25 protein-coding genes are annotated in these 20,575 nt (G+C 61.7%); 13 read left to right on the top strand and 12 right to left on the bottom strand.

Going from position 1 to position 20,575, the window contains the following annotated elements:
* Positions 1-43: 43 nt before the first annotated feature.
* Positions 44-271, top strand: coding sequence for a hypothetical protein (locus Q0D44_RS01230; protein ID WP_294131219.1), 228 nt, complete (start codon positions 44-46; stop codon positions 269-271).
* On the opposite strand, the gene Q0D44_RS01225 is transcribed toward Q0D44_RS01230, so the two are convergent.
* Together Q0D44_RS01225 and Q0D44_RS01220 are read right to left on the bottom strand one after the other, a co-directional pair.
* Complete coding sequence (locus Q0D44_RS01225) at positions 268-759, bottom strand: hypothetical protein (RefSeq protein WP_294131216.1); 492 nt, start codon at positions 757-759, stop codon at positions 268-270. The genes Q0D44_RS01230 and Q0D44_RS01225 overlap by 4 nt on opposite strands.
* A 10-nt stretch (positions 760-769) precedes the next feature.
* A complete protein-coding gene (locus tag Q0D44_RS01220; protein ID WP_294131214.1) occupies positions 770-1,903 on the bottom strand; it encodes a HigA family addiction module antitoxin in 1,134 nt (377 codons plus the stop codon).
* Positions 1,904-2,012: 109 nt separating this feature from the next.
* On the opposite strand from Q0D44_RS01220, the gene Q0D44_RS01215 reads away from it, so the two are divergent.
* Positions 2,013-2,897 (top strand): helix-turn-helix domain-containing protein, encoded by an 885-nt coding sequence (locus Q0D44_RS01215; protein WP_294131211.1) that lies wholly within the window; start codon positions 2,013-2,015, stop codon positions 2,895-2,897.
* Between the two features lie 92 nt (positions 2,898-2,989).
* Here the strand turns inward: Q0D44_RS01215 and Q0D44_RS01210 are convergent, their stop codons facing one another.
* Complete coding sequence (locus tag Q0D44_RS01210) at positions 2,990-3,292, bottom strand: type II toxin-antitoxin system RelE/ParE family toxin (RefSeq protein WP_294131208.1); 303 nt, start codon at positions 3,290-3,292, stop codon at positions 2,990-2,992.
* Positions 3,289-3,594, bottom strand: a complete 306-nt coding sequence (locus Q0D44_RS01205) for a type II toxin-antitoxin system RelB/DinJ family antitoxin (protein ID WP_021316614.1) — start codon at positions 3,592-3,594, stop codon at positions 3,289-3,291. Before Q0D44_RS01205 ends, Q0D44_RS01210 begins: the two co-directional genes overlap by 4 nt.
* A 550-nt stretch (positions 3,595-4,144) precedes the next feature.
* Here Q0D44_RS01205 and Q0D44_RS01200 point away from each other — a divergent pair.
* A complete protein-coding gene (locus Q0D44_RS01200) occupies positions 4,145-4,360 on the top strand; it encodes an AlpA family phage regulatory protein (protein ID WP_021316615.1) in 216 nt (71 codons plus the stop codon).
* On the top strand, positions 4,357-4,551 hold the full coding sequence (locus Q0D44_RS01195; RefSeq protein WP_096060525.1) for a helix-turn-helix domain-containing protein: 195 nt from the start codon (positions 4,357-4,359) through the stop codon (positions 4,549-4,551). Before Q0D44_RS01200 ends, Q0D44_RS01195 begins: the two co-directional genes overlap by 4 nt.
* On the opposite strand, the gene Q0D44_RS01190 is transcribed toward Q0D44_RS01195, so the two are convergent.
* Positions 4,526-5,740 carry a site-specific integrase gene (locus Q0D44_RS01190; protein ID WP_294131183.1) on the bottom strand — a complete coding sequence of 405 codons (1,215 nt, stop codon included), beginning with the start codon at positions 5,738-5,740 and terminating at the stop codon, positions 4,526-4,528. The genes Q0D44_RS01195 and Q0D44_RS01190 overlap by 26 nt on opposite strands.
* A 535-nt stretch (positions 5,741-6,275) precedes the next feature.
* On the opposite strand from Q0D44_RS01190, the gene Q0D44_RS01185 reads away from it, so the two are divergent.
* The 4 genes from Q0D44_RS01185 to Q0D44_RS01170 all read left to right on the top strand — a co-directional run bounded on the left by Q0D44_RS01185 (position 6,276) and on the right by Q0D44_RS01170 (position 7,435).
* Positions 6,276-6,491 (top strand): cold-shock protein, encoded by a 216-nt coding sequence (locus tag Q0D44_RS01185; protein WP_006948571.1) that lies wholly within the window; start codon positions 6,276-6,278, stop codon positions 6,489-6,491.
* A 77-nt stretch (positions 6,492-6,568) separates the two neighbouring features.
* The gene (locus Q0D44_RS01180) at positions 6,569-6,781 is read left to right on the top strand and encodes a hypothetical protein (RefSeq protein ID WP_217675011.1); all 213 of its coding nucleotides are present in this window, start codon (positions 6,569-6,571) and stop codon (positions 6,779-6,781) included.
* Positions 6,782-6,878: 97 nt separating this feature from the next.
* A complete protein-coding gene (locus tag Q0D44_RS01175; RefSeq protein ID WP_294131168.1) occupies positions 6,879-7,076 on the top strand; it encodes a hypothetical protein in 198 nt (65 codons plus the stop codon).
* Positions 7,076-7,435 (top strand): glycine zipper 2TM domain-containing protein, encoded by a 360-nt coding sequence (locus tag Q0D44_RS01170; RefSeq protein ID WP_294131166.1) that lies wholly within the window; start codon positions 7,076-7,078, stop codon positions 7,433-7,435. Before Q0D44_RS01175 ends, Q0D44_RS01170 begins: the two co-directional genes overlap by 1 nt.
* A gap of 56 nt (positions 7,436-7,491) precedes the next feature.
* On the opposite strand, the gene Q0D44_RS01165 is transcribed toward Q0D44_RS01170, so the two are convergent.
* The 4 genes from Q0D44_RS01165 to Q0D44_RS01150 all read right to left on the bottom strand — a co-directional run bounded on the left by Q0D44_RS01165 (position 7,492) and on the right by Q0D44_RS01150 (position 10,934).
* Complete coding sequence (locus Q0D44_RS01165; RefSeq protein WP_294131163.1) at positions 7,492-8,421, bottom strand: FAD-binding protein; 930 nt, start codon at positions 8,419-8,421, stop codon at positions 7,492-7,494.
* Entirely contained in the window at positions 8,418-9,167 is a 750-nt protein-coding gene (locus Q0D44_RS01160; protein ID WP_294131161.1) for an electron transfer flavoprotein subunit beta/FixA family protein, read from the bottom strand. Before Q0D44_RS01160 ends, Q0D44_RS01165 begins: the two co-directional genes overlap by 4 nt.
* A gap of 97 nt (positions 9,168-9,264) precedes the next feature.
* Positions 9,265-10,464, bottom strand: coding sequence for an ADP-forming succinate--CoA ligase subunit beta (sucC, locus tag Q0D44_RS01155; RefSeq protein ID WP_294131159.1), 1,200 nt, complete (start codon positions 10,462-10,464; stop codon positions 9,265-9,267).
* Positions 10,465-10,610: 146 nt separating this feature from the next.
* Entirely contained in the window at positions 10,611-10,934 is a 324-nt protein-coding gene (locus Q0D44_RS01150; protein ID WP_294131156.1) for a hypothetical protein, read from the bottom strand.
* Positions 10,935-11,009: 75 nt separating this feature from the next.
* Between Q0D44_RS01150 and Q0D44_RS01145 the strand changes: the two genes are divergently transcribed.
* Positions 11,010-11,408 carry a low affinity iron permease family protein gene (locus tag Q0D44_RS01145; protein ID WP_294131154.1) on the top strand — a complete coding sequence of 133 codons (399 nt, stop codon included), beginning with the start codon at positions 11,010-11,012 and terminating at the stop codon, positions 11,406-11,408.
* Between the two features lie 11 nt (positions 11,409-11,419).
* Here Q0D44_RS01145 and Q0D44_RS01140 read toward each other — a convergent pair whose 3' ends face one another.
* A complete protein-coding gene (locus tag Q0D44_RS01140; RefSeq protein ID WP_147418732.1) occupies positions 11,420-11,599 on the bottom strand; it encodes a hypothetical protein in 180 nt (59 codons plus the stop codon).
* 118 nt (positions 11,600-11,717) lie between these two features.
* Complete coding sequence (gene nhaA, locus Q0D44_RS01135) at positions 11,718-12,914, bottom strand: Na+/H+ antiporter NhaA (RefSeq protein ID WP_294131151.1); 1,197 nt, start codon at positions 12,912-12,914, stop codon at positions 11,718-11,720.
* Between the two features lie 122 nt (positions 12,915-13,036).
* Here nhaA and Q0D44_RS01130 point away from each other — a divergent pair, with 122 nt between their 5' ends.
* From Q0D44_RS01130 to Q0D44_RS01115, 4 genes are read left to right on the top strand one after another with little or no spacing between them, the layout of a single operon-like run.
* Positions 13,037-14,425 (top strand): glycosyl transferase family protein, encoded by a 1,389-nt coding sequence (locus tag Q0D44_RS01130; RefSeq protein WP_294131148.1) that lies wholly within the window; start codon positions 13,037-13,039, stop codon positions 14,423-14,425.
* Positions 14,422-15,501, top strand: a complete 1,080-nt coding sequence (locus Q0D44_RS01125) for a hypothetical protein (protein ID WP_294131145.1) — start codon at positions 14,422-14,424, stop codon at positions 15,499-15,501. Before Q0D44_RS01130 ends, Q0D44_RS01125 begins: the two co-directional genes overlap by 4 nt.
* 59 nt (positions 15,502-15,560) lie before the next feature.
* Positions 15,561-16,475 (top strand): sulfite exporter TauE/SafE family protein, encoded by a 915-nt coding sequence (locus tag Q0D44_RS01120; RefSeq protein ID WP_294131140.1) that lies wholly within the window; start codon positions 15,561-15,563, stop codon positions 16,473-16,475.
* Positions 16,475-17,233 carry a TIGR02186 family protein gene (locus Q0D44_RS01115; RefSeq protein ID WP_294131138.1) on the top strand — a complete coding sequence of 253 codons (759 nt, stop codon included), beginning with the start codon at positions 16,475-16,477 and terminating at the stop codon, positions 17,231-17,233. Before Q0D44_RS01120 ends, Q0D44_RS01115 begins: the two co-directional genes overlap by 1 nt.
* 4 nt (positions 17,234-17,237) lie before the next feature.
* On the opposite strand, the gene Q0D44_RS01110 is transcribed toward Q0D44_RS01115, so the two are convergent.
* Positions 17,238-20,564 carry a glycosyl hydrolase gene (locus tag Q0D44_RS01110; protein WP_294131135.1) on the bottom strand — a complete coding sequence of 1,109 codons (3,327 nt, stop codon included), beginning with the start codon at positions 20,562-20,564 and terminating at the stop codon, positions 17,238-17,240.
* Positions 20,565-20,575: the final 11 nt, after the last annotated feature.

Raw genomic sequence — 20,575 nt, 5'->3', positions numbered from 1 at the left:
GCTGAGGTTAAGCCGCAGTCGAAGGTTGGGGAGCACTTAATCGATGGCTAAGCCTCCCAAGCGCCCACGCGATCCGAATCAGCTCGCCAAAATGATGATCGACATTGCAACCGGCGAAGGCGCTCAGGTCGAGCGCACGGCAAACGAGGCGCGGGCTGCGAGAGCTGGCGCGGTGGGTGGCCCAGCACGTGCCAAAGCACTTACCCCACAGCAACGATCTGAGATTGCCAGTGTCGCCGCTCAGGCGCGCTGGAAGAAAAGCGCCGATTAAGCGGCGTCGGGTTCATCGTCCATAGCAGCCAATCGAAGTTCGATATCAAACTCCATATCTGCTGGAAGCAGGTCAACTTGCTGTTCAGTCGGCCGCGTCTCATTCCAATGCAACTGGTCCAGCCGAAGCTGAAGCTGGTCACCAACGCTTTGCTCTCGACGCATCACACAGGCCTTACGGAAATTTTCCGGTTTAGCTTTCGGATCATCGATATCGATGTATGAAAAAGTTAACTGTCCGTCTGCTGTATGCTTGGGATATGCGTGATAGCCCTTGTACGGCCTTCCCGTCTTTCGATCATGGCGCACATCCTGCCGCATCCCCTCTTTGAACTGCTTCGCAAGCCGTTCCTTCGGAGTGAGCGGCGGTGGGGCTTCCCACCCCATTTCCATCGCCATTTCTGCAACGGCTTCGACGTCAATTTCGTCACTACCGGTCTTTTCTTGCCAGAATCGGATAAATTTCTGGCGCTCAATCACTTTCGACATTCAAAAGTCCTCATTCGCCGAGGGGGTAAACATCGCCCCACCCATCAATTGCTACGCCGAAGCCCAAATTACTTCGAATGTTTGCGAGATGCTGGCGGAACCGATCATATCGGCCCGTTTTGCGGTGAAGTTGCCCAGCAAGAATGCCTGGGTGAACGCGAAGTATCTTTGCAAAAGCTAGAAAGTCGCGCTCGGAGAAAAAGGGAGCCTTACGAGCTACAAAACCATCAAGTTTATCGACTGGGATACAAAAATTCTGGGCTGCCGCATTGGCCAACCGCTCTTCTTCGGGGATGCCTGGCCCTTGCCCAGCCTTTTCGCCCTCAAGTTCTGTATCCAATATCATTGCGGATTTGCCATGACCTAGGCGCACATGCTCGAGCTCATGCCGAAGCACGAACCAGAAATTGTCATTTCGATCAAACCGAATAGATAGCCCAACAACAGGTGACAGATCATCCAGCCAGAAACACACCCCATCTATCTTCGCAGAGGGGAGGGACTGGACAATGACGAGCCTGATCCCACACTCCGCCAATATACGGGGAACATGGCGCGCCTCTTCTGGAGCAACCATAAGTTCATGGAGTTTTGGCAACGCGCGCTCAAGAGCAGCTTGAGAGTACTTAGGGACCATAAGTTCTTCACTGATAGACTTGACCCGATAAAGCCACGCCATCTGTGCCGGAGTAGGTTGCGTGTTAACCGCGGTCTTTTTTGCAGCATGAGGCAAAATTTCGATTTGGTCTGCTGATTCCACACCGAAAAACTTCGCTAACTGCGATTCCACTACTCGCATATCTTGCGGACTGTCTGCATTGATCCAGCCCCGCTTAATCATTTCCCCGATGGGAAGATCACCAAAAAGTGTCGCGCGGGTTGCTCTGGCGCGATCTGGCTTCGCTGAAATTCGAGCTACGGCAAGATCATACTTGCGCTGTAATTCAAGAAAGCGATCGGCATCCACGCCGAACACGTCTTCCAGCGCCAACGCAGTTTCAGGCGTGACTGAGCCTTTACCTGCGATGATTTTGTTGATCGTGCTTTCGTCCTTTTCCAACACCACGGCGAGGGTGCGCTTGGTCCAGCCCCTCGCTTCGAGGAGTTCCGCAATCAATTGCCCCGGCGTAGTGTGATCTGTCATTGCCCTATTCCTAACATGCGACCCGCAGGGCCTCAAGCAGAACTTGCGCCATAAGTCAAACTGACCCTTAATGCTTGACTAACGACGCAAATGTTCACATTGAAACTGCGTGAACAAGCTGACCCTCGCAGAGCGCGCCAACATCCTTCACCTTCTCTGCGAAGGTATGAGCATTCGTGCGATCACGCGCCTCACTGGCGCAAGCAAGAACACGGTCTTCAAGCTGCTCATTGACGCGGGCAAAGCCTGCACCGTCTACCATGATGCAACGGTCCGCAACGTGAAAGCTGCTCGTGTGCAGGTCGATGAAATCTGGTCGTTCACCTACGCAAAGCAGAAGAACCTCGCGACGGCGAAGGAAGCCCCGCAAGGCGCTGGTGACACTTGGACTTGGACCGCGCTTGACGCCGATACCAAGATGATCGTTTCGTATCTCGTGGGCGCTCGCGATGCAGAATATGCCATGTGGTTCATGGATGATCTAGCGTCACGCCTCGCTACGCGCGTCCAACGCACAAGCGACGGTCACCGCGCCTATCTTGAAGCCGTAGAGGGCGCGTTCGGGGCTGATGTGGACTATGCCCAGCTTGTGAAGCTGTATGGCAACACAATCAGCGCGCCGGGACATTACAGCCCTGCGGAATGCACAGGCAGCAAGAAAATCCGCCGCGAAGGCAATCCCGACATTGAGCATGTCTCGACCAGCTATGTGGAGCGCCAAAACCTCACGATCAGGATGCACATGCGCCGCTTTACGCGCCTGACAAATGCGTTCTCCCAGAAGGTTGAGAACCACGCTCACGCGGTCGCCCTGCACATGATGTATTACAACTTCGTCCATATCCATAAAACGCTGCGCGTGACCCCAGCGATGGCCGCTGGCGTGTCTGATCGGCTTTGGGAAATTGCTGATATTGCCAAGCTGGTCGAAGAGGCCGAAGCCAAGCCAGCAAAGCGCGGCCCGTACAAAAAGCAGGGTCAGATTCCAAACTGACCCACTACAGGCTGCTTTCCTTCCTGGCCTATCTCAACCAGCCATTCCGCTATCGGCCAATCGTGCACCAACGGTGGGTATCTGGCAGCTTACTACGGGTCGAACTCCGGGGGCATGTCGTGGGGCCACATGCGCGCACCATGGATCACGCGAAGGACGCGCACGGTATTCCCGATGATCTGGTAAGGTGCGATATAGGGCGTGCGCGCGATCACCAATTCGCGCGTTCCTTCGATCCGGCCCGGACGCCCGCTATTCGGGAAATCTTTGAGGCGCTGGGCCGCTGCCTCGATGCGGTCGTCAACGTCGGCGGCAGCTTGAGGGTTATCCTCGGCAATCCAGATGAATATCGCCAAACGGTCGGTCGTGGCGCGATTGGACCAAGCGAGTTTCATTGCACCGGCTTGATGCCCTTTCGCGCATTCGCGCGAAGCTCAGCAAATCGCGCGGAAACCTCCGCGTCGTCAATGTCGGGCCGATCATCGTCCAGCGCCTCCTGCACCCGCGCCCGAAACCACTGGTCATAGGCTTGCCGCTCTACCAGCAGCTCCATGGGGGCAACACCCTCGCGCGCGGTGCGGGTCAGAAGGATGCGCACGGCGTCTGATACCGTAAGACCCATCCTCTCGAAAACGGCGGAGGCGCGGTCCTTCACGTCCGAATCGATTCGGGTCTGAATAAGGGCATTGTTGGCCATGGGATCACTCCTTCGGCTCATATGTAATTCAATCGCATGACAATTGCCATCGAGAAACCGCAAATCATCGTGATACGAGCGCCATCAGAATGTGCAAATCGGCACTGAAATGCCGAAAGCGGCAGTATAGTGCCTACTTCCGGAACTCTATTTCCTATCCCCTTGCGCGCCAGGAAAAAGCGAGACAGCATACGCACAGGAGGCATAGCAAAGGACGGCTTGGCGGGTCGTCAACAAGAGGTCCGCCATGGCGTACGACTCGAACAGGTCGATTGCTATTATTTCACGGGCTAAATGCCCGCTACTTGCCCTTGCAAGGCACCGCCCCGCCCAATCCCGGCAAAAGGCGACCGCCGCTTGCCGCCTGGGGCCACCGATGATCCGCTATCGCCGCCACATGCGCGAAATCTCCGCCGATCCTCGACATTTGCCGCCGTAGGCCCGCCATTGCCCTATGCGCGCCGATTGCCCCTTGCGGGCTGAGGGACGGCCCGCATTGTTCAACTCTCATGGGGGAAAGGTATAACTGGCGAATGTATGGAATAAGTCGATGTCCAACACCGATCGTATCATCCGATTAAAGACCGTTCTGGCCCGCACCGGGCTTTCCCGTTCAACCCTTTACCGCAAGATCGCGGACGGGACGTTTCCCGCTCAAATCCGGATCAGCGTTCATGGCGCTGGCTGGCGGGAGTCGTCCGTCGAACGCTGGATGGCCGATCCTGTCAGCTATCGCGAGGAACGGGCCGGGAGCCATGCGCAATGACCGCGCTCCCGCCCCCCGATCCGATCTGCGTCCGCGTCAATGAAGCGGCGCGCATGATCGGAGTCGGTCGCACCAAGCTCTATGAACTGATCGCTGCTGGCGAGGTCGAAACGGTGAAGCTTGGCAAGGCAACCCGTATCACCACCGCCAGCCTGCACGATCTGGTCAGGCGACAACGCGGAGCGCTGTAGGCTCGGACGCCGTTGCGGCGGCGTCCTTCCCCTTGCCGCTCTGTGCCTCTGTCCGGTCGAGATATTCGGCCCAACGCGCCATGAGGCTGCGCCGCTTCTCGAAAAAGTCGGTGCGCCGATAGGCGGCCTCAACCTTGTTGGGCAGTTTGTGCGCCAGTGCCTTGTCGGTGACCTCCTTCGGGAAGCGCGTTCGCTCCGCTGCCCAATCGGTGAAGGATGAACGGAAGCCATGGACCGTTATCCCTACAATTCCATCATCTCGCAACAGCTTGGTCATAGTTACATCGCTGATAGGCTTCTCGCCATTATAAGAGAACACAAGCCCAGTGTCGCTGGTGCGCTCGTTCCACCGTTTGCGTAGCAACGCTACAGCGGGCGCGGACAATGGCACGATATGGGTTTCCCGTGCCTTCATCCGTTCGCCTGGAATGGTCCAAATGCCCTTGTCCAAGTCAAACTCTGTCCAGACGGCAAAGCGCGTCTCGTTGGAGCGCACGGCATTGTAGATGGTAAAGCGCAGCGCGTCCCGGCCCGTTGTCGGCGCTGCCACCGCCAGCTTCTGCATAAGCGCTGGAACATCGGCATAGGGCATGGCCTCCATATGACCGCGCTTGTCGTTCTGGCGCGGAAGCCCTTTGCGAACGGAACGAAGCGATACTTCCCCCGGCACCCAGCCTTTGACGTGCGCAAAATCCAAAACAACGCTTATGCGCTGCAAAATGCGGCGGGCAGTTTCCGGAATTTCGAGCCAGATCGGCGCGAGCGCCTCGACCACGCAGGCGCTATCTACTTGATCTACCGGCTTCTTGCCGATCTTCGGGAACAGATGCTTTTCGAAGCTAGCAAGCCACTTCGCATGATGCCCGCCATTCCAGCCTTCGCGCAACGTCTCGTGGCAAGTCCGAGTCGCGGCTTCGAAGTTGGGCACGATCTTTCGCGCCTTCCGCCGCTCGGCGACTGGATCAAAGCCCTCTCGGACTCGGCGACGTAGTGCTGCTGCTGCTTCGCGCGCCTCGGCTAGCGATACGTCCAACGCTGATCCCAGCCCATAGTCACGGCGTTGGCCGTGTCTCTGCATTCGCAGAACCCATGTCCGCGCCCCGCTGTCCTTCACGAGCAGGCAAAGGCCACGACTATCGGTATGGCGACCGGGTTTCGCGTTCTTAACTTTCAAAGTTGTTAGTGCCATCAGGTTCGGTTCCCTATTAGGGAATTTTCCGCCTGTGTTCCCACAAACTGGTCCCACATTTCGTAGCAAAAAATGATCCCACTGTTGTTCCCACATTTTGATGCGGGTTCAGACAAATCAGGGCGACCGACCGCGAACAGACTACAACAAAAATCACCGATGTTACAATGTGCTTACGGACGCCATGAACCCGCCTGACACGATACTTTTAGCGACTCCTCCGCTACCATTTTTTCCGATATTCAGCCGTCACCATGTCCGCTGCCTGAGCCGCGTCGATTGCGCCCGGATCAGCCTTGTGGCGGATGCACAGGCGAGACCGGAGCCGCATACCCACCCACGCAAATCCCGCTGCCGGAACAGCACATCCCGTCATGCGATTTGCTATTTGCCACTACCTGCCCTACATAGGCGCTGCTACAGTCGCAAATCGACGGTTTTCGGCGCTTTGCGGCACCTACTTCCTTCTTTCCCTGCCCCTTAGCAACCCGGCGCGTCCACACGGGGTTCGCCGCACAGAAAGAAGGAATACCAAATGAGCAGCATCACTGGCGTCGTCAAGTTCTTCAACGCCGACAAGGGCTATGGCTTCATTGCCCCCGACAATGGCGGTGCAGACGCATTCGTTCACATCAGCGCCGTCGAGCGTGCTGGCCTGGCCACCCTGCGTGAAAAGGACCGCGTGTCCTATGACCTGGAGCAGGACAAGCGCGGCAAGATGGCTGCGGTGAACATCGCCCACGCTGAATAATTCAGACGGCCGGGATCGGGCGCGGGGGTCATCCTTCGCGCCCGGCCCCTTCATCCTTTGATCCTGAGGAGAGCCTCATGGCCGTTACCGACTATCACAGCTTGGCCGCGCAAGCCCGCACCGACGCCGACGCCGCGACCCTCGCCAACGTCCGCGATCGCTGCCTCCGCGCCGAAGCCGCCTGGCTCGCCATGGCCCAGCGTCAGGACCTGACCGACACGGCCCGCGCCCGCCGCGAAACCGCCGCTGCCGACGCCCGCGCCGAACGGCTGGCCGACGCCGCCGAGTAATATCCCCGCTCTCTTTGTTGTCCGCTCTGCCGGAACCCATGGCGTCGCCGCCCGTTGACTGGCCGACATCTTGGACAAACAACAAAGGAGCCACCCCATGATCCGCACCCTGATTTTCGGCGCCATCGCCGGTTATGTCGGCAAGAAGCTGTATGACGACGGCAAGCTGGACCAGTTCCGCGACGATCTCGTCAGCCGCTATAACCAGGCCAAGGCCGACCTGTCCGACCAGCGCGCCGCCGACACCAAAATCTCAACGCCGGTAAGCCACACAGCCACGCCGCTGGTGTCCTGATGCGCAAGCCCCTCCTGGCTGCTGCCCTGGTCGCCATGCTCCCGCTGGGTGCCTGCGTCTCCGACGGTGGCGGCAATCGTGGCTATGGCTATGACCGCCCCAGCGACCGCCGCGGCCCACCCCGTTACGAACGTCGCCCGATCCGCGACGACGAACAGATTTATCGTGATCGCGACGGCCGCTATTATTGCAAGCGTGACGACGGCACGACCGGCACCATAGTCGGCGCCATCGCTGGCGGCGTGCTGGGCAATGTCATCGCTCCGGGTGGCTCGAAAACCCTCGGCACCATCCTCGGCGGTGGTGCCGGTGCCTTGGCTGGCCGGGCCATCGACCGGAACGACGTCAACTGCGAATGAAACGAAAAAGGGCGCGGGATTTTCACCCCGCGCCCTTTCTATTGCGTCACACCGGATTACAGCTTGCCGGTCAGTTCCGGCACGACCTTGAACAGGTCGCCAACCAGACCGATGTCGGCCACCTGAAAGATCGGCGCGTCCTCATCCTTGTTGATCGCGATGATGGTCTTTGAGTCCTTCATGCCCGCCAGATGCTGGATCGCGCCGGAAATGCCGACTGCGACATAGACTTCGGGTGCCACGATCTTGCCGGTCTGCCCGACCTGATAATCGTTCGGCACATAGCCCGCATCGACCGCCGCACGCGACGCGCCGACCGCTGCACCCAGCTTGTCGGCCAGCGGGAATATCACTTCCTCAAACGTCGGCCCGTCCTTGAGCGCGCGACCACCCGACACGATGATCTTGGCGCTGGTCAATTCGGGACGCTCAAGCTTGGCGATTTCGGCACCGACAAAGGACGACAGTCCCTTGTCGCCGGTCGAGGCCACGGCTTCCACCGTCCCCGAACCGCCATCCCGCTGCGCCTTTTCGAACGCCGTACCGCGAACGGTGATGACCTTCTTGGCGTCCTTGCTCTTGACCGTCGCGATCGCGTTCCCGGCATAGATGGGGCGCGTGAACGTATCGTCGCTCTCGACCGACAGGATGTCGCTGATCTGCATCACGTCCAGCAGAGCGGCGACACGCGGCGCTATATTCTTGCCGTTGCTGGTGGCGGGCGCGATGAAGGCATCATGATGCCCCATCAACTCGACGATCAGCGGCGCGACATTTTCGGCCAGTGCATGACCAAAGGCCGCGTCGTCAGCGACATGGACCTTGCCCACGCCCGCAATTTTCGCCGCTGCATCGGCAACGGCGCTGACGCCTTCGCCAACGACCAGCAGATGGACTTCACCCAGCTTGGCAGCAGCGGTGACGGCGGAAAGAGTGGCGTCCTTGACGGCGCCGCCCTCATGTTCAACCCAGACGAGCGTTTTCATGCGGCAACTCCCATGGCCTTGAGCTTGGCAACCAGTTCATCGACATCGGCGACCTTGATGCCCGCGCTGCGCTTGGGCGGTTCGACGACCTTGAGCGTCTCCAGCCGGGCGCTGATGTCGACGCCATAATCGGCAGGCGTTTTCTGTGCGAGCGGCTTGCTCTTCGCCTTCATGATGTTGGGCAGCGAAGCATAGCGCGGTTCGTTCAGGCGCAAATCGGTGGTGATGATCGCTGGGGTGGACAGCTTGACCGTCTCCAGTCCGCCATCGACTTCGCGGGTCACCGACACGCTGTCACCCTCAACCTCAACCTTCGATGCGAACGTACCCTGCGGCAGGTTGAGCAGCGCCGCCAGCATCTGGCCGGTCTGGTTGCTGTCATCGTCGATCGCCTGCTTGCCCAGGATGATCAGGCCAGCGCCTTCCTCTTCCTGCACTTTGGCGAGCAGCTTGGCCACGCCCAGCGGCTCGACTTCCTCATCGGTCTGGATCAGGATCGCCCGGTCAGCGCCCATCGCCAGCGACGTGCGCAGCGTTTCCTGCGCCTTGGCGACGCCGATCGACACGGCGATCACCTCGGTCGCCACGCCCTTTTCCTTCAGGCGGATGGCTTCCTCGATCGCGATCTCGTCAAACGGGTTCATGCTCATCTTGACGTTCGCCAGATCAACACCCGTCCCGTCCGCCTTGACCCGCGGTTTTACGTTATAATCGATCACCCGCTTCACGGGGACAAGGATCTTCATTTCAACATCCTCCACTATAAATGCCAACACGGGCGCGGGCAGCCCGTAACCGGACTACCCGCACCCCTTTTGGTGTCAGTTCAGGTGAAAAGCGGCCTCAGGCTGCCTTCCTCACTTCCGCCACGATCTTGCGCGCTGCATCGCCCAGATCGTCCGCCGGGACGATGGCCAGGCCCGAAGCCGCGAGAATATCCTTGCCCTGCTGGACATTGGTGCCTTCCAGGCGAACCACTAGCGGAACCGACAGATTCACTTCCTTGGCCGCTGCAACGATACCATCGGCGATGATGTCGCACTTCATGATGCCGCCGAAGATGTTGACCAGGATGCCCTTGACCGCCGGGTCCTGCAAAATGATCTTGAACGCCGCCGTCACCTTCTCGGTCGTGGCGCCGCCGCCGACGTCCAGGAAGTTGGCGGGAAATTCGCCGTTCAGCTTGATGATGTCCATCGTCGCCATCGCCAGGCCCGCGCCATTGACCATGCAGCCGATATTGCCGTCCAGCTTGATATAGGCGAGGTCGTACTTGGACGCTTCGACTTCGGCTGCATCTTCCTCGGTCAGGTCGCGCAGTTCGGCGATATCCTTGTGACGGAACATGGCGTTGCCGTCGAAGCCGACCTTGGCGTCCAGCACCAGCAGATTGCCCTGCTTGGTCAGCGCCAGCGGATTGACTTCAATCTGCTCGGCATCGGTGTCGAGGAAGGCGGCATAAAGCGACGAGGCGACCTTCGACGCCTGCTTGGCGAGGTCACCGGTCAGGCCCAGCGCAGCGGCGATCGAGCGACCATGGTGCGGCATGAAGCCGGTGGCGGGATCGACCGAGAAGCTGTGAATCTTTTCAGGGGTCGAATGGGCGACTTCCTCAATGTCCATGCCGCCTTCGGTCGACACGACGAACGCGACTTCGCTGCTGCCGCGATCGACGAGCAAAGCGAGGTAAAATTCCTTGTCGATGTCCGCGCCGTCGGTGATGTAGAGGCGATTGACCTGCTTGCCAGCATCGCCGGTCTGGATCGTCACCAGCGTGTTGCCCAGCATGTCGGTCGAGTGGGCCTTGACCTCGTCCAGATTGAAGGCGAGGCGAACGCCGCCCTTGGCTTCGGCGGGCAGTTCCTTGAACTTGCCCTTGCCACGGCCACCGGCGTGGATCTGCGACTTTACGACATAGAGCGGTCCGGGCAGCTTCTTGGCGGCTTCAACCGCTTCCTCGACCGAGAAGGCGGCATAGCCGGCGGCAATCGGCGCGCCATATTTCGCGAGCAATTCTTTCGCCTGATATTCATGAATATTCATGGAGCGTGCCGTCCTTTTCCATCGAACCGTGATGGCGACGGCTAAAGCACAGACGGAATGGCAGGACCAGCATGATTTCGCAAAACAACTTTGCAAAATTGCAAAACCTCTGCGAAGCGCTGGCCCGGATTACTGCAAAATAAGGCTTAAAACGCGCAGCCAATCGCCGCCTTGCTGGTGACCAGGAAAATCTCTGGATCCTCCAGCGCGCGCACCTTGTAGAGGAAGCGATCGACGCTCATCTCGCCCATGTGAGACTTGCGGAGCGAGGCCAGCGACTGGAGCCGCCGCAACTGCATCAGGCTGAGCCGATCGACCATGCGTTCGGCCATGCAGCCCGCCATTCGGGGCGATAATCCGGCTTCCAGCAGCCCGGTGCGCAGACGCGATTCGGGGGAGACGGTGGCGCAGGAAGCCAGCAGGGATGCGCCCAGAGCGCAGGCGAGGACACGGAAAGCGATGGCTGTCATCAACGCTTCATGGCAACACATGCCTGAACGCAGCATAAATGCGCCGCGCCGCGGTGCGCAGAGGATGGCAGCATCATGGACAAATTTTTCGCGGCCCTGTCGCACCGGGTCGCCAGCTGGGCCGGACAGCCGCTGGCCTTCATATTGGCAAGTTCCGTCGTGCTGGTCTGGATCACCACCGGGCCGATCTTCGATTATTCCGATACCTGGCAGCTGGTCATCAACACCGGGACAACCATCGTCACCTTCCTGATGGTGTTCCTGATCCAGAATGCGCAAAATCGCGACGGATCAGCGATCCAGGCCAAGCTGGATGAGTTGATCCGCGCCGTGGACAATGCCCGCAACGACTTTATCGGCATCGAACATCTGACCGAAGATGAATTGCAGCAGATCAAGGCGGTGCTGGAAAAGGAATGTGGCGACGACGCCGCCCATCATCTGGCGATAGAGCGACTGCTGGAGCGCCGCTGACGCCCGCACCCCTAATGGGCGCGGACGATCAGCCTCTCATTTTCCTGCCGATAGGCATCGATCTGCTCGATATAGCGCTGCGCCAGACTCTCATAGGCGCTCCGCCCTTCCCGCGAGGGGCTGGCCTGCGCCTTGATCAGCGACATCTGCTGGCGATGCAGCAGATAATTGACGTCCGTCTCCATACTCATATTCGCCCTCTCCTGGTATTTTTCCTGGAAGATTGGTCGATTATTGGCGACCTGGCATGAGACACGCCAAGATAGCAGTCAGGCTTATACCATAAGAATCCCGCCTTGGCGAACCCGCCTAACGCGGCGATGGCGCGATCCAGCGCAAGAGGGCATAGCCCGCCAGAGCCGAGACCAGCGACCCCATCAAGATCCCGCCCTTCGCTTCCTCGACCAGCAGCGCCGATCCGGGGAAGGCGAGCGCGCCGATGAACAGGCTCATGGTGAAACCGATGCCGCACAGCATGGCCATGCCATAGACCTGCACCCAGTTCGCACCGGTCGGCCGTTCGGCAATGCCCAGTTTCGTCGCAATCCACACGCTGCCGAACACCCCGATCTGCTTGCCGACAAACAGGCCCAGCGCCACGCCCAGGGGCAAGGGAGCCAGCAACGCACCAAACACCTTTTCATTCAGCGTCAACCCGGCATTGGCAAAACCAAATAGCGGCACGATCAGATAGGCGCTCCAGGGATGCACGCCATGTTCCAGCCGGTGGAGCGGGCTATCGTCCGCATCGGGCGCGCCGGGCGTGCAACGTATGGGAATCGTCATCGCGGCCAGGACGCCCGCGACCGTCGCATGGACGCCCGACAAGAGCATCAGATACCAGAGCAGCCCGAAGCCGATCAGATAGGGGATCAGCGCCTTCACCCCAGCCCGGTTCAATCCGAACATCACAACCAGAACTGCCGCAGCCCCGGCCAGCGCCGCTGTATCCAGCCCCTGACTATAGACCAGCGCGATGATGGCCACCGCCCCCATATCATCGACGATCGCCACCGCCGTCAGGAACAGTTTGAGCGAGGCCGGAGCCCGGTCGCCCAGCAGCGCCAGCACCCCTATCGCAAAGGCAATGTCGGTTGCGGCAGGGATGGCCCAACCATTGGTAAGGTCCGCGCGCCCGCCCGTCACCGCCAGATAGACCAAAGCCGGCACCGCCATGCCCGCAACGGCAGCGATGATCGGCAGCCGCCGCCGCTCCCAGGTCGACAGGCCGCCGTCCAGAAACTCCCGCTTGATTTCCAGCCCGACGAGCAGGAAGAAAATCGCCATCAGCCCGTCATTGATCCAAAGATGCACCGTCATCGGTCCCAGCTTCGGGGTCAGGACCGGACCGACCTGCGCATGGATCAGGTCGTGGTAAATATGTGCGCCGCCTCCGGGCAGATTGGCCAGCAGCATCGCCAGCGCCGCTGCGATCATCAGCAACACGGCGCTGCCCGCCTGCCCGGCCAGAAATTCGCGCAATACCGACGGTCGCGGCTTTGTCATTCTTCGGTTCGTCCTGTTTTATCGCTGCCGGTTTGCATAAATTACGCAAAAGACTTGGAAGCTGCTGACACCAATGCCATCCTCTCCCCTGTCGAGGCATGGGGGTCAAGGCTTTGGGGGACATGCTGGTCGAGGGCCTTGCGATCCTTCATCATGAAATACTGCTCTTCGCCGTTGTCGGCCTGGCCATTGGCGGGATCGACGATTTTCTGATCGACCTGCTGTTTCTGGCGCGCAAGGCGTGGCGCGACCTGTTCATTTATGGTCGCCATGCCCGGATGACGACCGCGACCCTGCCGTCATCGCCCTCCCCTGGCCGCATCGCCATCTTCGTTCCCGCCTGGCGAGAGGCGGATGTGATCGGGCCGATGCTGCGCCATGCGCTGGGACGCTGGGGACAGGCCGATTATCGCATCTTTGTCGGCGCCTATCCCAATGACGCCGCGACGATCGAGGCCATCGCAACCGTGGCAGCGGGTGAACCCCGCATCCTGGTGGGCATCAACCCGCATCCCGGCCCCACGACCAAGGCCGATTGCCTCAATGTCCTGTGGCGCGCCATGCTGGACGAGGAGGCGCGGGAGGGATTTCGCTACAAGGCCGTCGTTTTGCATGACGCAGAAGATGTCGTTCATGCCGACGAAATCCGCCTGTTCGACGTGCTGATCGACCGGTTTCAACTGGTGCAATTGCCGGTGTTGCCGCTCACCGGTCGGGGCACCTGGCTGTCGCGCGCGATCGCCAATCATTATTGCGACGAGTTTGCGGAAAGCCATGGAAAATATCTGACCGTGCGCGAAGCGCTGGGCGCATCGGTGCCGTCTGCCGGGGTCGCCTGCGCGTTCGAGCGTGACACGCTGGCAGCACTGGCCGACGATCCGGCCCATGGCCCGTTCGACCCGTCATCGCTGACGGAGGATTATGAGGCGGGGCTGCGCATTCGCGACAATGGCGGGCGCGGCATATTCGTGCGGATGCGCGACGCGGACGGTGATCTGGTCGCAACCCGCGAATATTTCCCCGACACGATCGACAGCGCGGTCAAACAGAAGGCTCGGTGGATCGTCGGCATTTCGCTGGCCGGATGGGACCGGATGGGCTGGCGCGGCGGACCAACCGAATGGTGGATGCGGCTGCGCGACAGGCGCGCCGCCCTGTCCGCCTTCGTCCTGTTCGCTGCCTATATGACTGTGGCTTTATGGGGGATGCTCTGGCTTATCGGCCTTATCGTACCGATCCCGCCCCGTCCGCTGTCCCCCACGATCGTGGCCCTGCTGTGGGTCAATGTCGGGCTGATGAGCTGGCGCGGCCTGATGCGCGCGCTGTTCGTGGGGCAGGCCTATGGCTGGCGCTACGGGATGGGTGCGGTGCCGCGCACCTTCATCGCCAACCTCATCTCCATACTCGCAGCGCGGCGCGCCATCTTCCAATATGTCCGCTCATTGCTCGGTCGCCCGCTCGTCTGGGACAAGACCCAGCATCGCTTCCCCGACATGCGGTCCGACCCATGATCGCCAGCACCGCCCCCAAAACCAGCGGACGCCCGATCCGTTTCTTCGCCCTGCTGATGGTGGGCTGGGTCGCGGCACGCCTGTTCATCCAGCCAGCACCGCCGCAGCCCTTCATTCCGATCCCGGAGTTTGCAGCAGTAGTAGCACCGAGCCTGCCTGTCGCGTCGCCAACCCTAATTCAGCCAGCGATCGCCAAAACCCTTCCTGTGCCGCACCTGCAATGGGCAATCCATAGGGCATCATCTAGCCCCTTCGCCAACCCGGCATTAACGGCCGCTCCACCTACGCAAGTCCCCGACGCCATGCCGGTGGACCTGCTCGATTTCATTGCCTTTTCCATGGCGTTCGCCAACCGCCATTATGCGACCGACCCCGACTATAATCGCGCAACCCCGTCTCCCTCCCCCGCACCGCTGCTTCTTTCCACGTCGAACCGCCCGGATCGCTGGCATGGCAGCGCCTGGATGTTGTGGCGGGACAATGGCACGTCTCCCACCGATGCTGCCATCGGCCGACTGGGCGCGTCGCAGGCCGGGCTGCGCGTCGACTATGACCTGACACCCGCCGCCCCAAGCCGCACCGTCGCCTATGCCCGCGCAACCAGCGCGCTCCAGCGCCCCGCCGCGCCAGAAGCCGCCATCGGCCTTGCCATCCAGCCCGTCCGCACCATTCCCGTCAGCCTGGCCGTCGAGCGCCGCATCGCGCTCGGCCAAGGCGCACGCAACGCCAATGCCGTGATGGCCGTGGGCGGCTTTGGCCCTACGCCGGTCGGACGCGGGCTGGAGGCGGAAGCCTATGCGCAGGCAGGCATGGTCGGCTTCAACCGGCGCGACGCCTTCATAGACGGCAAAGTCTCGCTACTCGCGCCGGTCAGCAAGAAAAAGCTGCGCATCGGCGCGGCCCTGTCCGGCGGCGCGCAGCCCGGCGTCGAGCGGATCGACATCGGCCCGGAAATGCAGGTCCGCCTTCCCCTGCCCAACGTCCCCGCCCGCGTCGCGATCGAATGGCGGGAGCGTGTTGCGGGTCGCGCAGCCCCTGCCTCCGGCCTTGCCATCACCCTGGCCGCAGATTTTTGACGCGCGGGGCATCGCGCCGCTTTCACTCGACACATTTTACCACTACCCCCGGACAGGCCATGGATCTTTACCTGCCCATCGCCAATCTCTCGGTGAACGCGCTGGTCATTATCGGCCTGGGCGGCGTCGTTGGCCTGTTGTCGGGCATGTTCGGCGTGGGCGGCGGATTTCTGACGACCCCGCTGCTGATCTTCTACGGCATCCCCCCCACCGTCGCCGCCGCGTCCGCCGCTTCGCAGGTCACCGGGGCCAGCGTATCGGGCGTTGTCACCCACATATCGCGCGGCACCGTCGATTTTCGCATGGGCGGCGTGCTGATCGCCGGCGGTGTGGTCGGCGCGGGGCTGGGCGTCCTGATCTTCCGCCTGCTGCAATATCTGGGGCAGATCGATACGGTCATCGGCATCCTCTACGTCCTGATGCTGGGCGGCATCGGCCTGCTGATGGCCAAGGAATCGATCCAGGCGCTGGTCGCGCTCAAGACCGGCAAGCGCGTGCAGGCCCGAAAGCGGCGGCACCACCCGCTCGTCGCCGCGCTGCCGATGCGCTGGCGCTTCTATCGCTCCGGTCTCTATATCTCGCCACTTGCGCCGCTGTTGCTAGGCATGGCGACCGGCATTTTGACGATGCTGCTGGGCGTGGGTGGCGGCTTCATCCTTGTCCCGGCCATGCTCTATCTGCTGGGCATGGCCACACAGTCGGTCGTCGGCACGTCGTTGTTCCAGATATTGTTCGTCACCATGGCGACGACAATGATGCACGCGATGACGACCAAGGCGGTTGATCTGGTGCTGGCCATGCTGCTGCTGATCGGCAGCGTCACCGGCGCGCAGGTCGGCACCCGCCTGTCGATGACGATCCGGCCGGAATATCTGCGCGTGCTGCTGGCCTTCATCGTCCTGCTGGTCGCCGCGCGGATGGCGCTTGGGCTGGGCTGGCGGCCTGATGAAATCTTTACGATAGAGCTGAGCTGATGCGGCGGCGTGACCTGTGGCGGCTGGCCCCCGCGCTGCTGCTGCTGGCAGCCAACGCCCCGCAACTGGTGCCGGACGTGTCGCAGCGCGACATTGAAATCCAATACAGCTTCACCGGCGCGGACCTGCTGCTGTTCGGCGCGATCGTCTATCCCGATGGCGTCCGCCCGGAAAAACCCGCCGACATCGTTGTCGTGCTTAAAGGGCCGGAACAGTCGATCACGATGCGCGAAAAGCAGAAGGTGGCCGGCATCTGGGTCAATGCCGATCGCGCCAGCTTCCGCTCCGCGCCCAGCTTCTACGCCATGGCATCGTCCCGCCCGATCGACCGCATCGTCGATCAGCGCACTGCCGCCATCTACGAACTGGGCGTCGACAAGCTCCAATTGTCGCCCTCCTCGCTCAACGAAAGCGCAGAGCTGAGCCGGTTCCAGCAGGGATTGGTCGACCTGCGTGAACGATCCGGCCTGTTCATCGAGCGCCCCGGCACCGTCGAAATCAGCGACGGCGTGCTGTACCGCGCGCGCCTGCCCCTATCGGCGCGCGTGATCGTGGGCGATTATACCGCCGAGACGTTTCTGGTGCAGGACGGCCGGGTCGTCGCCGCCGCCGTCCGCGACATCACTGTGCGCAAATCGGGCTTTGAACAATTTATGGCGACGGCGGCGGAGCAATGGTCCTTCCTTTACGGCCTGACCGCCATTGCGCTGGCGGTCGGCATGGGCTGGGCCGCGGGCGCGATCGCCCGGCGCATCTGACCCGCTAGTCCGCCACCAAAGTCACCGGCCCGATCAGCCCGGACGGCCGCAGCGGTGCGTCCGGCATATAGGTGGGCGCGGCGGTGAAGGTCACCTTCTGCGCGCCGGGTTGCTGATCGCCGATCAGGCGATTGACCCACAGATTGGCGACCTTCACTTCCAATGCATTCGCGCCGCGCTTGACCAGCTTGCCGATATCCAGCCGATAGGGTGCCAGCCACACCGTGCCTGCCGCCTGGCCATTGACGCTGACCTGCGCCAGATCGCCAACCTTGCCGAGGTCAATCCACAGCGGTGCGCCCGGCTTGACGCCCTTGGGCAGGGTGAAGCGGGTGGTATAAGTCGCCGTGCCGGAGAAATATTTGACTCCGGCATCGGCGCTGGCCTCCAGCGGCGTCAGGGTCGGCATCTCGACAGCCTGCGGCGCACCGCGCCCCGGCTGGAAGCGGACGGTCCAAGGGGTAGCGATGCTCCCGACCGTCTTTGCGATCTTCGCCGGAACCGTCATCGACGGCGCAGCGGCAGGCGAGCGGAACAGGATGAAGAACGCATCCTCCGCCGCAACGTCGATCGGGATCACCGTCTCGCCCCCGTCGGTGCGATAGGAGACCAGCTCTGCCTTGCCATCGGTCGCGCGCCAGATTTCCGGCTGCTTGCCGGTCACCCGGAAGCGCGCCTCGATCGCCCCTGCCCGGTCTGTGCGATTGTTGACGAAATAGAGGTCGCCATCGGCCAGCTTGCGATGGACGAAGCGATAATCTTTGTCCGCCCCGCCCTGCGTCACCCGGAAATCGGGACCGACACCGGCGCTGGCCAGTGCGCCCTCGACATCGCGGCTGGCGATCACCCGGCCCTTGCCGGTCGCCCCGCCACTCCACAGCTTGTCGACCAGCGCCTTGAACGCCGTCGCATCATCCTTCAGCCCCGGCGCACGCTCAGGGGCCATGCCGATCAGCGTCGCTCCGGCATCGACCAGCGCCGCGATCCGCTGAAGCGTGGCCAGCGTCATCACCCGGCTCGTGCCGCCCAGATAGAGCGCCCGATACCGCGCACCACTGGGCGCGACCAGTTCCCCGGCATCGACCGTCAGTTTCTTCGCCACTATGTCGGCATTGACGAAATCATAGGCATGGCGGGTCGGCAGGTCGGTCGGCACGCCATGTTCGAACAGCGACGTGATCGGCGTATCCTCGCCATAGAAATAGGCGACATCGGCGCTGTCCCGGCCCTGCTGAAGCAGGAAGCCGGTGCGCGCCATATAGTCGACCCAGGGCTTGGCCATGTCTGCCCAGCTTTCATGCCGGTTGAAATATTGCCCGAATATCATCAGGCTAAGCCCCGGCAGCTTGTCATCGACCGGCTGATGGACCGACGTATGGACGATCGGCCGGTTGACGCCCGACGCAAACTCCAGATCGATCACCCGCTTCAGGTCCGACGGCGCAAAGGCCCAGGGCGAGAAGGCCGACGTCATCGATTCAGCCGACACGATATTCTGCCCATAGATATGCGCGACCGACGCAGCTCCCTTCATGTCGCCAATCAGCGTCGGGCGTGGGGCGCCGCCGCGATTGAAGGTCCACATCGCCGCCATCGGCACATCGGTATGGGATCGCATAGCGAGGTCATCGCCCAGCACCGGTCGCGCATTTTCCAGCGCCTCGCCATAGACTTTCAGCCCTTGCTCATGCGCCACTTTCGCCACCGTGCCATAATGGGCGTCAGCCAACAGGTCGGCCAGCGTCTGGCGATAGTCATGCAGGAAGGCGTCGCTTTGCGCCGGCGATCCGACGATCGTCCCGGTCAGCGTCGGCAGGAACGGCACCGGATCATAGCCGCGCCGCGCCGTGAATTCCTCAACCATGCGCGGCGTCCAGTTGGACGCGCCGACCTCGATACTGTCGGTCAGCAGCGCGCTTATGCCCTTGTCGCCGATCCATTCGGGACCGACTGTGTCGCGATACATGGACAGATAGGTTTCCAGATAGGGGCGCACGGCATCGGCATCATATTTGTCGACCTCCAGCCCCGTCGCTTCCGGGGTTGCGGGATGGTTGGTCTTGCCGGTCAGCGAATAGCCCATGCGGACGATACGCCAATGGCTCCCCTCTGGCGCAGTCCAGTCGAGCGTGCCGTCTGGCCGCAGACGACTGGTCAGGTCGATAACGCGGGCCGGATCGACAGCCGGGCCGCTCTGCGCCGCGCCATCGCTCAGCCTGTTATAGTCGGCAACGATCGCAAAGCCCGCCTTGGCCTCATACTGGTCGATCTTCGCTTCGGCAAACAGGCGCAGGTCGCCGATCGCCAGGGTCGGTTTGGGTGGCTGGGCAAAGACATTGAAGCTCATCGCGCCGGGCGCGCCATCGCCAAGGCTCGGTGCCTTCACCCCGTTGTTGGGGGCGAGAACCAGCCGAAAGCGACGCGCGGTCACTGGCGCGAACCCAATCGTCGTCGTCGCCTCGGTCAGCGGAAATGCGCCAATGCGTTGCCATGCGCCGTCCTTCTCCACCTCCAGCGCAGGCAGATATTCCGGGTCGCCAAAGGGTGGCCGCGCATGGGGAATGAACAGGCTGGCCGACCGCACTATGACAGGCTTGCCATAGTCCAGCACCAGCGTGCCGGGCTTGGCCGGATCGCCCTTTGTAACCTGCACGACACTGTCCAGCTCATTGTCGGACAAGGGCGCAGCTTCGACGCTCTTGCCATCGCCCTGGCTGATCGTCGGGGTCGGCAGGCTTTGCGCGACCACGGGATAAGCCAGCACCAGCGCGTCCCGATAGAAAGCAGGTTGCTGCGCCACCTCAGCGCCCATCGCCAGCGGATCGACGAATTTCGCGCTCTGGAAGCCCCCGGTCACTGACGGCGGCGATGCCAGCGCGCCCTGGATGCGCTGGCCACCGGCCAGCAGCGTTTCGGACCAGACCAGCTTCTTCATCGCGTCCTGCGGCTTCACCCAGGGACCGCCGGTCTCGCTCCAGCCGGGCGAGGCCGCGATGGCAAATTCCAGCCCCTTGGCATCCGCCGTCCTGACCGCATGGCGAAACGCATCCTTCCAGCCATCGGTCATATAGACCAGCCGTTCCGGCACGATCTGCGGCGTCTTGAGGCTGGCGTCGAAATTCTGGACCCCGCCAATCCCGATCCGCGCCATCCATTCGAGATCCTTGTCGATCCCGTCCTTGGTCACATTGCCGTTCATCCAGTGCCACCAGACACGCGGCCGCGCCGATTGCGGCGGATTGCGGAATCCGTCGGCCAGATTGTCGGCGCGCAGCGGGATTGCAAAGGCTGTGCAGGCCAGCAGCGCAGCGAGGCGGAGGGCTTTAGACATGGGCTGGATTC

The sequence above is a fragment of the Sphingobium sp. genome, from assembly GCA_023266575.1.
GTDB lineage: Bacteria > Pseudomonadota > Alphaproteobacteria > Sphingomonadales > Sphingomonadaceae > Sphingobium.
This window is presented reverse-complemented; position numbering and strand designations above follow the sequence as displayed.

Coding starts and splice junctions, on each gene's coding strand:
- Q0D44_RS01170 (WP_294131166.1), top strand. CDS start 7,076: ATGCGCAAGCCCCTCCTGGCTGCTGCCCTGGTCGCCATGCTCCCGCTG.
- Q0D44_RS01200 (WP_021316615.1), top strand. CDS start 4,145: ATGTCCAACACCGATCGTATCATCCGATTAAAGACCGTTCTGGCCCGC.
- Q0D44_RS01185 (WP_006948571.1), top strand. CDS start 6,276: ATGAGCAGCATCACTGGCGTCGTCAAGTTCTTCAACGCCGACAAGGGC.
- Q0D44_RS01205 (WP_021316614.1), bottom strand. CDS start 3,594: ATGGCCAACAATGCCCTTATTCAGACCCGAATCGATTCGGACGTGAAG.
- Q0D44_RS01180 (WP_217675011.1), top strand. CDS start 6,569: ATGGCCGTTACCGACTATCACAGCTTGGCCGCGCAAGCCCGCACCGAC.
- Q0D44_RS01225 (WP_294131216.1), bottom strand. CDS start 759: ATGTCGAAAGTGATTGAGCGCCAGAAATTTATCCGATTCTGGCAAGAA.
- Q0D44_RS01120 (WP_294131140.1), top strand. CDS start 15,561: ATGGATCTTTACCTGCCCATCGCCAATCTCTCGGTGAACGCGCTGGTC.
- Q0D44_RS01220 (WP_294131214.1), bottom strand. CDS start 1,903: ATGACAGATCACACTACGCCGGGGCAATTGATTGCGGAACTCCTCGAA.
- sucC (WP_294131159.1), bottom strand. CDS start 10,464: ATGAATATTCATGAATATCAGGCGAAAGAATTGCTCGCGAAATATGGC.
- Q0D44_RS01230 (WP_294131219.1), top strand. CDS start 44: ATGGCTAAGCCTCCCAAGCGCCCACGCGATCCGAATCAGCTCGCCAAA.
- Q0D44_RS01115 (WP_294131138.1), top strand. CDS start 16,475: ATGCGGCGGCGTGACCTGTGGCGGCTGGCCCCCGCGCTGCTGCTGCTG.
- Q0D44_RS01110 (WP_294131135.1), bottom strand. CDS start 20,564: ATGTCTAAAGCCCTCCGCCTCGCTGCGCTGCTGGCCTGCACAGCCTTT.
- Q0D44_RS01210 (WP_294131208.1), bottom strand. CDS start 3,292: ATGAAACTCGCTTGGTCCAATCGCGCCACGACCGACCGTTTGGCGATA.
- Q0D44_RS01160 (WP_294131161.1), bottom strand. CDS start 9,167: ATGAAGATCCTTGTCCCCGTGAAGCGGGTGATCGATTATAACGTAAAA.
- Q0D44_RS01165 (WP_294131163.1), bottom strand. CDS start 8,421: ATGAAAACGCTCGTCTGGGTTGAACATGAGGGCGGCGCCGTCAAGGAC.
- Q0D44_RS01150 (WP_294131156.1), bottom strand. CDS start 10,934: ATGACAGCCATCGCTTTCCGTGTCCTCGCCTGCGCTCTGGGCGCATCC.
- Q0D44_RS01145 (WP_294131154.1), top strand. CDS start 11,010: ATGGACAAATTTTTCGCGGCCCTGTCGCACCGGGTCGCCAGCTGGGCC.
- Q0D44_RS01125 (WP_294131145.1), top strand. CDS start 14,422: ATGATCGCCAGCACCGCCCCCAAAACCAGCGGACGCCCGATCCGTTTC.
- Q0D44_RS01195 (WP_096060525.1), top strand. CDS start 4,357: ATGACCGCGCTCCCGCCCCCCGATCCGATCTGCGTCCGCGTCAATGAA.
- nhaA (WP_294131151.1), bottom strand. CDS start 12,914: ATGACAAAGCCGCGACCGTCGGTATTGCGCGAATTTCTGGCCGGGCAG.
- Q0D44_RS01140 (WP_147418732.1), bottom strand. CDS start 11,599: ATGAGTATGGAGACGGACGTCAATTATCTGCTGCATCGCCAGCAGATG.
- Q0D44_RS01175 (WP_294131168.1), top strand. CDS start 6,879: ATGATCCGCACCCTGATTTTCGGCGCCATCGCCGGTTATGTCGGCAAG.
- Q0D44_RS01190 (WP_294131183.1), bottom strand. CDS start 5,740: ATGGCACTAACAACTTTGAAAGTTAAGAACGCGAAACCCGGTCGCCAT.
- Q0D44_RS01130 (WP_294131148.1), top strand. CDS start 13,037: ATGCTGGTCGAGGGCCTTGCGATCCTTCATCATGAAATACTGCTCTTC.